9 protein-coding genes and 2 pseudogenes are annotated in these 13,094 nt (G+C 41.1%); 1 reads left to right on the top strand and 10 read right to left on the bottom strand.

Annotation, left to right across the window (positions count from 1 at the left end; translation table 11 throughout):
- Positions 1 to 11 precede the first annotated feature (11 nt).
- The 6 genes and pseudogenes from AC1M9M_RS08520 to AC1M9M_RS08495 form a co-directional block, all read right to left on the bottom strand.
- A pseudogene (locus AC1M9M_RS08520) lies at positions 12 to 1,742 on the bottom strand (type IV pilus secretin PilQ); the annotation flags it as partial.
- Between the two features lie 360 nt (positions 1,743 to 2,102).
- Positions 2,103 to 2,324: pseudogene (locus AC1M9M_RS08515) on the bottom strand (AMIN domain-containing protein); the annotation flags it as partial.
- A gap of 196 nt (positions 2,325 to 2,520) precedes the next feature.
- Positions 2,521 to 3,048, bottom strand: coding sequence for a pilus assembly protein PilP (locus AC1M9M_RS08510; protein ID WP_035263973.1), 528 nt, complete (start codon positions 3,046 to 3,048; stop codon positions 2,521 to 2,523).
- On the bottom strand, positions 3,048 to 3,776 hold the full coding sequence (locus AC1M9M_RS08505; protein ID WP_481596117.1) for a type IV pilus inner membrane component PilO: 729 nt from the start codon (positions 3,774 to 3,776) through the stop codon (positions 3,048 to 3,050). Before AC1M9M_RS08505 ends, AC1M9M_RS08510 begins: the two co-directional genes overlap by 1 nt.
- Entirely contained in the window at positions 3,773 to 4,399 is a 627-nt protein-coding gene (locus AC1M9M_RS08500) for a PilN domain-containing protein (protein WP_035263969.1), read from the bottom strand. Before AC1M9M_RS08500 ends, AC1M9M_RS08505 begins: the two co-directional genes overlap by 4 nt.
- Positions 4,399 to 5,457 (bottom strand): pilus assembly protein PilM, encoded by a 1,059-nt coding sequence (locus AC1M9M_RS08495; RefSeq protein ID WP_035263966.1) that lies wholly within the window; start codon positions 5,455 to 5,457, stop codon positions 4,399 to 4,401. Before AC1M9M_RS08495 ends, AC1M9M_RS08500 begins: the two co-directional genes overlap by 1 nt.
- A gap of 168 nt (positions 5,458 to 5,625) precedes the next feature.
- On the opposite strand from AC1M9M_RS08495, the gene ponA reads away from it, so the two are divergent.
- On the top strand, positions 5,626 to 8,151 hold the full coding sequence (gene ponA / locus AC1M9M_RS08490; RefSeq protein WP_481596116.1) for a penicillin-binding protein PBP1a: 2,526 nt from the start codon (positions 5,626 to 5,628) through the stop codon (positions 8,149 to 8,151).
- A gap of 32 nt (positions 8,152 to 8,183) precedes the next feature.
- Here ponA and AC1M9M_RS08485 read toward each other — a convergent pair whose 3' ends face one another.
- The 4 genes from AC1M9M_RS08485 to AC1M9M_RS08470 form a co-directional block, all read right to left on the bottom strand.
- Positions 8,184 to 8,990, bottom strand: coding sequence for a putative RNA methyltransferase (locus AC1M9M_RS08485; RefSeq protein WP_180028177.1), 807 nt, complete (start codon positions 8,988 to 8,990; stop codon positions 8,184 to 8,186).
- A gap of 71 nt (positions 8,991 to 9,061) precedes the next feature.
- Entirely contained in the window at positions 9,062 to 10,180 is a 1,119-nt protein-coding gene (gene mraY, locus AC1M9M_RS08480; RefSeq protein WP_092767279.1) for a phospho-N-acetylmuramoyl-pentapeptide-transferase, read from the bottom strand.
- A complete protein-coding gene (locus tag AC1M9M_RS08475) occupies positions 10,181 to 11,584 on the bottom strand; it encodes a UDP-N-acetylmuramoyl-tripeptide--D-alanyl-D-alanine ligase (RefSeq protein WP_481596115.1) in 1,404 nt (467 codons plus the stop codon).
- Positions 11,585 to 11,593: 9 nt separating this feature from the next.
- Complete coding sequence (locus AC1M9M_RS08470; protein WP_481596114.1) at positions 11,594 to 13,090, bottom strand: UDP-N-acetylmuramoyl-L-alanyl-D-glutamate--2,6-diaminopimelate ligase; 1,497 nt, start codon at positions 13,088 to 13,090, stop codon at positions 11,594 to 11,596.
- Positions 13,091 to 13,094: the final 4 nt, after the last annotated feature.

Below are 13,094 nucleotides of genomic sequence, written 5' to 3'. Positions count from 1 at the left end.
TTGAAACTATATTAATTGTTTCTAGTTTGCCTGTCATTAACAATTCTTGGTGTCACAAAGATTAATAACTCACGCTTATTCTCTGTTTTACTGTCTTTACGGAATAGACGACCAACAGCAGGAATATCACCAAAGAAAGGCACCTTGGTTTGGTTAAAAATCGTTTCTTGCTCGAAAATACCACCTAGCACCACAGTTTCACCGTTATTCACAAGCACATTGGTATCAATTTGATTTTTATTCAAAATGATTTCCCCATTCTGTGCATAACCTGCTGGTGAATCACTGGTAATGTTCAATTTCATTTGAATTTTACCATCAGGCGTAATACTTGGTGTTACCTCTAAGCTTAACAACGCTTCTTTAAAGGAAGTCGTCGCCGTTGCAGCACCACCTGCAGTTTCAGTGGTTTGGTAAGGGATTTCCTGACCTGAAGCAACTTTCGCTTGTTGCTTATCAGCAGTGAGAACTTTTGGGGTAGAAATAACTTCACCGTAGCCATCAGCTTGTAGTGCCGACAACTCAAGGTCCAGCATAAAATCAGACATATTGATTAAACCAAATGCAATTTTACCTGCAGCCCCAGCCACACCTAAATCCACATTTAAGTTATCAGGACGTTGAATATTATAACGACCATCCTCACTTGGTGATTTTAAATCCCACAGCGTTTGATCACTACCACCAACCAAAAGATCATTATTGGTTGCAACACCTTTCGATACTACCCCCCATTTCACACCCATTTCTTTAGTGAAATCTGTTGTCGCGCGTACAATACGAGCTTCGATCATGACTTGTTTTACAGAAACATCCAATAAATCAATCATCTTGCGAATTTGATCAATTTTTTGAACTGTATCGTTAATGATCAATGTATTGGTACGTGGATCAATTGAAACTGTACCACGTGGACTTAATAATGACCCGACACTGTCCCCCAATGGGTCAGTTGTTGAATTTGTATTATTACCATTAGATGAACGGCTGTTACGACCTTCAGTAATCAACTTTTCAATATCTTCAACTTTGGCATAGCTCAATTGAATATATTCGGTTTGCAATGGTGCCAATTTCACACTTTGTGCAATGGCTTTCGCCTCTTCTTCTTCGGCTTTAATCAATTCTGGAACAGGTGCAATCCAAATCACGTTTCCGTTGCGACGCTTATCCAAGTTCTTGGTTTTCATTACAATATCAAGCGCTTGATCCCAAGGCACATCTTTTAAGCGTAATGTAATATTCCCTTGAACTGAATCCGAAGTCACCATATTAATGCCGGTAAAATCAGCCAACAATTGTAATACGCGGCGCACTTCAATGTCTTGGAAGTCGAGAGAAATCTTATTACCTGTATATTTAGGTGTACGATTTTGGCTGCTTAAGCCTTTTTTCTCTTCTGGGCGTTTTAGACTGATCGTTAACTTACCATCTGTTTGATAAGCCATATATTCGAAGCTACCACTCGACTGAATGGAAATTACACCATTCGACTTATCATTATAAGCGTCTACTGTAGAGACAGGCGTCGCAAAATCATTAACGTTTAAACGGCGCACCAAATGCGATGGAATTTTGTTACCGAGGAAACGCACCACAACTTTGCTACCTTGCTGTTGTACATCTACTGGTGTATCTGCTGTTTTTAAATTCAGTACAACTTGTCCCTCACCTGCACTACCGCGCTCAAAACCAATATCTTGCAGTCCTTGTTGTACTGCTTGATAAGCGACAGGTGCTGGCGGTGTATACGCAACAGGCTGCTGATAAACAGGAACTACTGGAGGTGGTACAGGTGCTGAAACTTGCTGACTAACCACTGATGTAGGTGGAGCGGCAGGTCTTAACACAGTAGGCGTTGGTGCAGTTGGTTTCAATACCTGCTGTGCTGCAACAGGAATCACAGGTGTTGGCGTTACAGGTGTCTCTGCCACAGCTGTAGCCGCAACAGGTGTAACGTTATTCGTCAGATTAGGACGTATGACTGGCTTTAAAACACTTGGTTTAGTCGTTGGTTCTGCTGCTTTGGCTTGTGTAACCACTGGCGCCGCTGGTGTTGCCACTTTCGCAGAGTTCGGATTATTTATTTTTAAAATAAAGGTATTGCCTTCAACACGTGTCGTGTAGCTACCTTTCTGCGTTAAATTGACAGTTAACCGTGAACGCTGATCATTAGAAATGACTTCAACTGAGTTTGCTTCAGTGGTCGACACAGGTATTTTAGTATTCGCCAGTGTTTGACCTGCCTGCATAAAATCCAAAACGAGTCGAGATGGATTTTCCAATTGATATGACTGTGGCTGTGGAGGTAATCCGTTAAACATGACACGGATTTCTGTTCCTTGACCTGGCACCTGCAAAGGCACAATATTGGTCATCGTAGTTTTAGCCGCCGCTGCCTGCATAACAGCTATAGAAACAGTGGTCATAGCGAATTGACGAAGAAAACGGTTCATATACTGTCGATCCCCACCCCAAAAATTTTGCATACTCTTTTTCATTGTTATTCCTTAACTCGTCTTAACCAACAGGCCCAAGCAACACTAAGCTTCTTGGTCTTTCGATATAACCATCTCGACCATCTGAAACAATTTCAATCAGATCGATTTGAGTCGGCGTTATCTTCACGATGCGCCCTTGGTTCATCCCCATGTAATTACCACGTTGCACACGCTCAATCTCACCATCAGGGGTTTGAATCAAAGCGAGAATCTGTCCATTGTTACGTTTTAAACTTCCTTTAAAGTTTAACGTTTCCAATGCATAGCTTTCTAAAGGCTGTGGTTGACGATTAAAATTAGGATAAACACGTTTACCCGACATGATTCTTAGCTCTGTTGCCAATGAGTTTGGCAAGAATGGACTTCGAAGTTGATGCGCCGAGTAAAGAAAATTTGGAACTGGATTAAATACAGGTGCCGGTTCTATCGGTAAAGGTGGTTGGCTACGAATATTCGCCATTTCTTGATTGACCGCATCAATACGCGAATCACATCCCACCATAGTCGCTGCAATAACTAATCCGCACAAAAGCTTAAATGATTTCATTATTGTCCTCCTGCTGGCATATCAGCTGGTGGAACAACCGCTGAACCTACCGTATCTTCAGTCGATGCAACATAACGATATGTTTTGGCTTTTAATGAATAATTGATCAGTGGAATATCAGATTTTTTATCTGTACTTGGCGTCGCTGTAATCACAAAATCATGCAAAGTCACGATACGCGGTAAAGACGCAATTCCACTCACAAAACGCCCAAATGAATGATAATCACCTGTCGTTTCTATCGAAATTGGCTGCTCAATGAAGAATTCTTGAGCCACTTCATTTTCGAGACGGATATTTTTAAATTTGAGTCCTGAATTCACACCTGTTAAGTTGATGTCCTCAACTAAACTTGGAATTTCTGTTTCTTTTGGCAATTGTTGTAATTGCTCATTGAAATTCATTTCCATTTGTTGCAACTGTGCTTGGTATTGCTGCAAATTACGGAGCTTAGAATCCTTTTCTTTAAACTCTGTCAGTAAATTTGCCTCTTGTGCTTTAGCAAGATCAATAGATTCAAGTTTTGGTTTAATCACCAAAAAGTAACCAATAGAACAAACAAATAGGAAAATAAAAATCCAACAGGTAATTTTTACAGACAGTGGCCAACTACCGTAGTTATTGGAGTCCAAAGTATTAAATTGCTGAAAGAACTTTTCAACAGTCATGGACTTCTTTTTAGGTACAGTGACATCTGAATCAAAATCATTTAAATCATTACGACTCATGGTGCACCTCCCACATTATTCGCGTCCATCTCTGATGTCGGTTGAGCAATTGCACCCAAGTCGACAGTCACGATAAATGTACCGTAAGACTCTTCAACTCGAGGGATTACCGAACTTGGTGCTTTTTCCTTCACTTCTGGCGCAGCCAAGAATGAATTCATAAATGCATTTCGGTACCACTGGGAAGCTTCTAAACCACGTAATAACTCTGCTACCGCATTCGGACTTTCAGCTTTACCTTCGATGGTAAATTTATTACCAGTACGGGTAAATTTCGTCAGATACACTGTTTCAGGAACAACACGTACCAATTCATCTACTAAACGCACAGTAACAGGTCGTTGACCTTCAAGACCTTGAATCAGTTTCATCCGCTCAATCACTGCATTTCGACGTTCTTGCAATCCTTCCAAGGATTTTAATTGAACGTCTAAACTTTGATTGGTGCTTACAATAAGTTGGTTTGCTTGTTCTTGGTCTTGCAATTTATGATTCAAGAAGAACCACGCTGCTAAAACCGATAAAATCGCAAGTAATACCACTGCGATACAGATATAAACAAATTGCTTTTTTCGCTGTTCTCTTAGCTCTTCGCGCCAAGGGAGTAAATTAATTTTAGCCATTAATCAAAACTCCTCAATGCCAAGCCACACGCCACCAATAATGATGGTGCATCATTTTCTATTTTTTTCAGGTCGATTTGAGGAGAAAAGCCCATTTGTAAAAATGGATTAGCTATAGTGACGCGATATCCCAATTTTTGTTGCATCATTTTTGCAAGACCTGGGATATTGGCATTACCACCCGCCAATAAAATATGATCAATCTCGTTAAATTGAGAAGAAGAGAAAAAGAACTGTAATGAACGCGCTGCTTGTTGAATCACTGCATCAAGGAATGGCATTAAAACTTCTGTTTCAAAGTCATCTGGTAAGGTGTTGTCTTTTTTAGCACGCCCAGCTTCATCATAAGATAAGCCATAACGATTTTGCACATCTTGAGTCAATTGCTTACCGCCAAACACTTGTTCGCGCGTGTAAATAATTTTGCCATTTTGCATGACTGACAAAGTCGTCATGGTATGACCAATATCAAGAACGCCAACAAGATTTGCACCAATCGGCAATGTATCTGCAAAGACTTCAAAACTACGTTCCAGTGCATAGCTTTCAACATCGGCAACTTTTGGGGTAAGGCCGACCAAATCCAATACTTCAATACGAGAGTCCACGTTTTCAGTACGTGTCGCAACGAGTAGAACGTTCACTCTGTTTGGATTGTTTAATCGCTCAGGAAGCACTTCAAAGTCTAAACTGACTTCGTCAAGTGGGAATGGGATATATTGCTCAGCATCCATACGAATCTGAACTTCACGCTCATCATCGCTCATGTCGGCATCCATCTCGATGACCTTGTGAATCACCATAGACGTAGGCACTGCAAAAGCAGCATTCGTTGATTGCGGATTTGCAATATTAATCGCGCGCTCTAAAGCATCAGCCACGTTATCCTGATTGAGGATGTTTTTTTCAACAACACTTCCATCAACCAATGGACTTAACCCGTAACTTTCAACCCAATAGCGACCGTTTTTAACTGATAGCTCTAATAGCTTAACAGAGGTCGAACTAACATCTACCCCCACTAACCCCTTATTTGGCTTACGATATAGTCTAAGCACAATGCAATTCCTATTATTTTTTTGTCCCCAACAACAGCACAATACAAACTAACTACACTTGGTCTAATTTTTTTGCGGATATAATAACTCAACTAACATTCCGTTAAATGAGAAGCTATACTGACCTTCTATTAGTTTGCCTTTAGCACCTATTAAAACTTACTTGTTATGAAAAAGCTATCTTGTTGTGGACAGATTCACCCTTTTTTTTTGCTGATTATCATTATCTTAGTCACAATTCCAATGGGATTTTATGGAATGTATCTCTATATTGCACCATCTTTGCCAGAGATGACTGCTTTTAAGAAGGCTCCATTATTAAAACCGCTGCAAGTTTATACAGCAGATAACCAATTAATCGCAGAATATGGTGGCAAACTTTCTGTTCCAGTTGAATATGAGCAAATCCCACAAGATTTTATTCATGCTTTTTTAGCTGCAGAAGACTCTTCTTTTTTTGAGCATAGCGGTATTAGTTTTAAAAGTTTAGGACGTGCAGTCAGTGAATCGATCACGGGTTCTGACATTCAAACTGGTGGTTCTACAATTACCATGCAGGTGGCTAAAAACTATTATTTAACACCAGAACGAACTCTCAAGCGCAAACTCACCGAAATTTTCTTAGCACGTAAAATCGAACAAAAATTATCTAAAGAAGAGATTCTTACCCTCTACGTCAATAAAATTTTCCTCGGTAAAAATGCTTATGGCATCGCTGCAGCAGCAAAAATTTATTACAACAAGAATTTAGACGATCTTTCAATTGCCCAAATGGCAATGATTGCAGGATTACCTAAAGCACCCTCTAAGTATAATCCTGTGGCCAATCCTGAACGTGCGTTAGAACGTCGCAATTGGATTTTAGGTCGTATGCTACAGTTGGGTTATATTAGTCAAATTGAATATGAAGATGCAGTATCAGAGCCTATCGCTTTGGACATGCCTGATCGCGGTATTAACAATAAATTCCCTTATGTCGGTGAAATGGTTCGTTCTGAACTCGTCAAAAAATTTGGCGATCTCGCGATCGATTCAGGATATAAGGTTTACACCACTATTGATTACAATCGTCAAGCCTTTGCCGAAGAAGCAGTTCGTGTTGGTTTAGAAAGTTATGACCGTCGTCATGGATGGCGTGGCCCAGAAGCCCATGACAAACCCTTAAAAGACTTTGTACCATTTGCAAACACCTATCCTGCTGAAGTCACTAAAGTTTTAAGTAATTCTTTTGAAGCAACTTTACAAGATGGTTCATCAGTCACTGTTCCTTGGTCTGGCATGTCTTGGGCGAGACGCTATCGCAATGCCAATAGTGTGGGTGGTGCACCGAGCAATGCCTCACAAATTGTAAAAGTCAAAGATATTGTTCGTCTACGTCCAAATCAAAATCGTAGTATGTGGTCCTTGGTACAGGTGCCTCGTGTACAAGGTCAGTTAATTGCACTTAACCCAAATGATGGCTCAATTGTCGCGATCGTTGGTGGATATAATTTTTATCAATCGAAATTTAACCGTGCACTGCAAGGTTGGCGTCAACCTGGCTCTATTATCAAACCATTTGTCTACTCGCTTGCACTTGAACGAGGTATGACGCCGCATACCATGGTTAGTGATAATCCCATTACCATTGGTAAATGGTCACCACGCAATTCTGATGGGCGCTATTTGGGGATGATTCCATTACGTCGCGCTTTATATTTGTCACGTAATACTGTCTCTGTTCGCCTTTTACAAACAGTCGGTCTAGAACGTACTCGCCAATTGTTTATGGATTTTGGTTTGCAGGATGATCAGATTCCACGTAACTACACGATTGCATTAGGAACACCTCAAGTACTCCCTGTTCAAATGGCAACAGGCTATGCCGCAATTGCCAATGGCGGTTTCCGCGTGCAACCTCACTTCATTAGCCGTATTGAGGATGCTTACGGCAAAGTGATTTATCAAGCCAATCCAGAATACGCATGTATTTCATGTATTAAATCTCAGAAGCAAGATACAACCTCTGCTGAAGCAACAACACCAGACGACGAAATTATTGAAGTTACCAATCAGTCTTTAGAGGATAAGCAACCCACTTTAACTGATGAAGAGCGTAGCCAATATCGTCAAGCACATCGAATTTTAAAATCCAGTTCAGCATTTGATATGGCGAATATTTTACGAGACGTAATTCAGCATGGTACTGGTCGCGCAGCATTAAAAATTGGTCGTGGTGATTTAGGAGGTAAAACAGGAACAACCAATGATGCAAAAGATGCTTGGTTCGCTGGCTTTAACGGCAATCTAGTCGCAGTTTCATGGGTAGGTTTCGACCAACCGACTACGCTAGGTCGTCGTGAATATGGGGGTATCGCTGCTCTTCCAATTTGGAGTGACTTTATGGAGAAGTCGCTTGCCAATACACCATATGCTTGGGTAAGTTTAGATAAAAATGCAAAAGCTCCTTTAACTCGAGAACAACGTGGTCGTGTACATACATTAAACCATGAGCAAAAAGATAAAACTCCACCTTTAGCTCGTCCAATTTATCGCCCTGCTCCAGTGGTAGCACCAACGAATGATCGCGATTTTGATGATCTACCAGATAACGATCAACCGTTAACGCCGACGTCGTCGACACCACCGGATATGAATTCAACACCACAAGTTAAACGAGATTCAATCGAAAATTTGATTAATCAAGTTCAATAACCAAAATAAAGCCCTCTAAAAGAGGGCTTCTTTTAACTTTTCTTTTTTAAAATATAGATCTGAAACTCTGCACTCAGTTCAAATTTTTCAACTTGCTCTAATTGCTCACGCCGTTCAGGTTTGGCCTTATAAGCATATGGCGTCATTGCGATAAGACACTTTAGGTCATTTTGGTTCAACACCAATGGTGCCTGAATTAAGCTTTCATCAATTAACTCAAAGTGCTCGCTCAACTGTGCTACAAATTTATGTGGCTCATGTGCCTTAACTTCTTCAAATAGTGCTTCTCGCATTTTATATAAATGTTGTGGACCTGGGGTAACAACCATTAAATACCCCGATGATTTTAATACACGTAATATTTCCGCCTCGGGAATAGGACTAAATAAACTGGTACATAAATCGATGGTCTCGCTTAAAACAGGCAACACAGCCCCCGTACCCACAACCCAAGTGACATTTTGATTTAATTTTGCTGCTACCTGAACTGCAGTTTTAGCAATATCCACCCCCACAACTTGTATCGCTTCAGCTTCCATTGCATTGGTGTAATATCCTTCACCGCAACCAATATCTAAAAGATTTTCAATACGTAATTCTCGGATTTTAGCAACGACAGCTTGCTGTAATGGCGCATAAAATCCCGCTGATAAAAACGACCGTCTAGCTTGAACAGACTCAGGGGTATCCCCTGGATTTTTACTATGTTTATGCTGTACGACATGCAAATTCACATAACCTTGCTTTGCAATATCGTAACTATGATTACTCTTGCAGCGCCATGTTTTCCCCTCAAGCGCCAATGCCTCGCGACAAACAGGACACATCAACAGATTCATCATTTTCTCCAAAAAATTTTAGCGATGAAAAAAAGTCGGCATAAGCCGACTTGATCTCATTTGATTCTTGCTTAGCGCAATTTTAAGGTCATTAGACCTAAAACTACTAGCATAATTGTGATAATCCAGAAACGGATGACCACCTGTGTTTCACGCCATCCTTTCTTTTCATAGTGATGATGTAACGGCGCCATAAGGAAAACACGTTTATTTCGCATACGAAGCGAACCGATTTGTAAGAATACAGAGACTGCTTCGACTACAAATACACCCGCCATAATTGCAAATACAATTTCCTGACGTACCATCACCGCAATAGTTCCCAGCATCGCTCCAAGCGACAAGGCACCAACATCCCCCATAAATACTTGTGCAGGATGCGCGTTATACCAAAGGAATGCTAAACCTGCACCTATCATTGCAGCACAAATAACAACGAGTTCAGATGAGTATTTCACATAGGGAATATGTAAATAATTTGCAAAACGAACATCACCCGCCAAATAAGCAAACACCCCTAGGCCCGCCGCAACCAATACAATTGGCATAATTGCAAGACCATCTAAACCGTCAGTCAGGTTAACAGCATTCGACGCACCGTTAATCACTAAATAAGTGAATATGATAAAACCGATCCCTAAAGGTATTACCGATAAAGGAATTGTAAGATCTTTAAAGAAAGGGATCAGCAAATCCAACATATTCGCAGTGTGTACAGGATTAGTTTGCTGAGTCGCAATTACGTAGAGTGATATCCCTGCACCCAAAGAAGCGACAGATGTCCAAAAAAACTTCTTACGCGCTGGCAAACCTGCATTGTCTTTATAACGGATTTTAATCCAGTCATCCGCCCAACCTACGGCGCCAAATATCACCATCACGCCAAGCACAATCCAAACATAAGGGTTTGAAAGATCTGCCCAAAGTAAAGTTGAAATCCCAATAGAAAGCAAAATAAGGAGACCACCCATGGTTGGTGTTCCCATTTTTTTGGCATGGTTTTCCGGAGCGAAAGAACTTACCGCTTGGCCATATTTTAAAGCTTGTAACTTACGGATCATAACAGGACCAAGAACTAGGCCTATCGTGAGTGCTGTCAAGACACTGAGCAGCGCACGTAATGTTAAATAACGAACCACTTGGAACGAGCTGTGATAGCCGGAAAGTTGTTCAAATAACCATAACAGCATTTAGAGTTTCTCCATCAAATCTGCCATCAACGTTTCCATATGGGTATAACGAGAACCTTTGAATAAGAAACTCATTTTTTGCGGTTGATGTGTTTCGATTAGACTAATTAAAAATGGTAGAGCTTGCTCTTGATTGAGGAAAGCTTGTAACTTTTTCCCGTACTGAGTACTACGTGCGCCTTCCTGTGTTGCTGGTGCAAACTCACCAACAGCAACGACAAAGTTGAGTCCGCGAATCGAAACCAAATCTCGCCCGAGTAAATAATGTTGTTGAGCAGCAGTCGGACCTAACTCACCAATATCCCCAATCACCATGACACGAATACCTTCTTGCTGTGCAAGCACTTCACCCGCTGCACGCATCGACGTCGGATTGGCATTGTATGTATCATCGATAAATAAAAAATCATTTTTTTGAATAAAATTCAAACGCCCCTTTGCACCCACAGCTTGTTCTAAACCCATGACAATATCATCCAAGCTGATATTTAATGACAATGCAAATGCAGCAGCAGCCAAAGCATTTTGAACATTATGCTCACCAGCAAAAGGTAAATCCACGGGTTGGACACCTACAGGCGTATGTAATTTAAATTGTGCACTTTGTGGATTCAGCTGAATATCTGAAGCATAGACATCACCACCTTCTCCAAAACTTAAAGTTTTTGTTGTTTTCACACTTTGACGGATCTGATCTACATAATCATCAGCTGCTGGCACGATTGAAGTTTCTGAAACGTGACCGTAGATTTCAGATTTTGCTTTACAAATTCCATCACGCCCACCGAACTCACCAAGATGAGCAGTACCAATATTAATAATACCCGCAACATGAGGTTGAACGAGCTTCGAGGTATAGTCAATTTCTCCTTGATGACTTGCTCCGAGCTCCATCACTGCATATTCATGATCTGGTCGAAGCTCCAATAGCATCATAGGCACACCCAGATCATTATTGAGATTACCTCGCGTGATCAATGTCGGTGCTTTGCGAGCAAGAATACTTCCAAGCATTTCTTTAGTGGTGGTTTTGCCGCTACTACCAGTCAGTGCGATAACTTTTAATTGCGCATGTTGAGCGCGACGAAATGCACCAAGCATACCTAATGCTAATCTCGTATCTGTTACCACCAACTGACAAATATCAATGTCTAAAGGCCGCTCAACAATCGCAATCTGACAGCCTTTTTCAGCCACTTGTTGAACAAAGTTATGCGCATCAAAACGCTCACCTTTCAGCGCTAAAAAAGCATCCCCCGACTCCGCATGACGTGAATCTGTCAAAATACGCTTTACTTCTCCAGTCGGTTTTTTATCATTCAACCAATACCCTTGAGTAGCAGCAACTAGATCAGACAAAGCCCATGGGACAAGTGTCGCAGTACTTGTAGTAGATGTGTGCATAATGATTCCTTAGTCTGCTGGATAAGGTGCTGGCTTAGTCGCATGCTGACCCTTAATGGCTGCTTGGACTTCTACCACATCATCAAACCAATGACGAACACCATCAATCTCTTGATAATTTTCGTGGCCTTTGCCTGCAATCACAACAATGTCACCTGCTTTTGCTGTTTTCACTACAAACTTAATCGCTTCACGACGATCATGAATTTCATGAACCTCTCTGTCCAAAAATTCAATTCCAGCCTTCATGTCAGCAAAAATTTGTTCTGGGTTTTCAGTACGTGGATTATCTGAGGTGAGCAATACAACATCTGCATGATCTAGAGCAGCCTGTGTCATTAAAGGTCGTTTACCGCGATCACGATCACCACCACACCCAAACACGGCCCATAATTGTTGTGAAACATGACGTTTTAATGTTTGAAGAACCTGAATTAATGCATCAGGAGTGTGGGCATAATCCACGACAAACAAACGATCTTGATCACGCAACACTTGCATACGCCCTGGCGCGCCTTTTAGCTGAGGAACTAAAGCGACTAACTGAGATAAATCTAAACCCGCCTGTTCAACAGAGATTAAGCTCGCAACTACATTTTCAATATTAAAATGACCCAATAACGGACTATGCACTAAATAGCTTTGGGACTTGGTCACCAATTTAAAATGAACACCATCTAAACTATATTGAATCTCTTCAACACGGTAATCCGCGGGCTGAGTGGTGGAATAAGTTAAAATTTTAGGTTTTGCTGGATTTTGCTCCGCCGCTTTGAGCATGATATTTGCGTAAGCATCATCGATATTGATAATTGCAACTTTAAGACTCTCAAACTGAAATAAGCGTGATTTTGCCTCAGCATAGGCCTCTAAAGTCTTGTGATAATCCAAATGATCGCGACTTAAATTACTGTAAGCTGCAACTTCAATTGGCGTTCCATTGAGACGCCCCTGTTCAAGACCATGGGAGCTGGCTTCAATAGCAGCAAACTTAGCCCCCTGCTGAGCATAAGCATGCAATTGATTTTGCATATGCAATGCATCTAACGTGGTATGTGTAGATGCTTCAAGGTGAGGTAAAATCCCATTCCCTGTCGTTCCCATCACAGCACATGGGTACTTACTTAACATCAGTAGCTCTGCGACAAGCCTTGAAATGGTCGTTTTACCATTGGTTCCCGTGACAGCCAATACTCGAAGTGGATTTACTGGCTGTGTCTGTTGCAAATAATCTTTCTGCCATTGTCCCATAAGCATACGCACATTCGGAACGATCAAACTTGGCGTTAAACCTAGATCTTGTTCTGAAATAATAGCCAAAGCACCAAGATCCAAAGCCTTCTGTGCATATTCTGCAGTTTTTTCAGGTTGAGAAAGACTAGTCAAAGCAATAAACACTTGTCCCGCTTCAACTTTACGACTATCTAATTGGAAGCCATTAAATGCTTGTTGCATCCATTCTGCTGGATGATCTACAGCGTAGATTTGTTGAAATGTAATCGACATTCAT

Source organism: Acinetobacter sp. ANC_7503, assembly GCF_056780035.1.
The sequence above is the reverse complement of the archived record's forward strand: the minus strand, read 5'-3'. Positions and strand labels throughout refer to the sequence as shown.

Coding starts and splice junctions, on each gene's coding strand:
- AC1M9M_RS08485 (WP_180028177.1), bottom strand. CDS start 8,990: ATGAATCTGTTGATGTGTCCTGTTTGTCGCGAGGCATTGGCGCTTGAG.
- AC1M9M_RS08500 (WP_035263969.1), bottom strand. CDS start 4,399: ATGGCTAAAATTAATTTACTCCCTTGGCGCGAAGAGCTAAGAGAACAG.
- AC1M9M_RS08505 (WP_481596117.1), bottom strand. CDS start 3,776: ATGAGTCGTAATGATTTAAATGATTTTGATTCAGATGTCACTGTACCT.
- mraY (WP_092767279.1), bottom strand. CDS start 10,180: ATGCTGTTATGGTTATTTGAACAACTTTCCGGCTATCACAGCTCGTTC.
- AC1M9M_RS08475 (WP_481596115.1), bottom strand. CDS start 11,584: ATGCACACATCTACTACAAGTACTGCGACACTTGTCCCATGGGCTTTG.
- ponA (WP_481596116.1), top strand. CDS start 5,626: ATGAAAAAGCTATCTTGTTGTGGACAGATTCACCCTTTTTTTTTGCTG.
- AC1M9M_RS08510 (WP_035263973.1), bottom strand. CDS start 3,048: ATGAAATCATTTAAGCTTTTGTGCGGATTAGTTATTGCAGCGACTATG.
- AC1M9M_RS08470 (WP_481596114.1), bottom strand. CDS start 13,090: ATGTCGATTACATTTCAACAAATCTACGCTGTAGATCATCCAGCAGAA.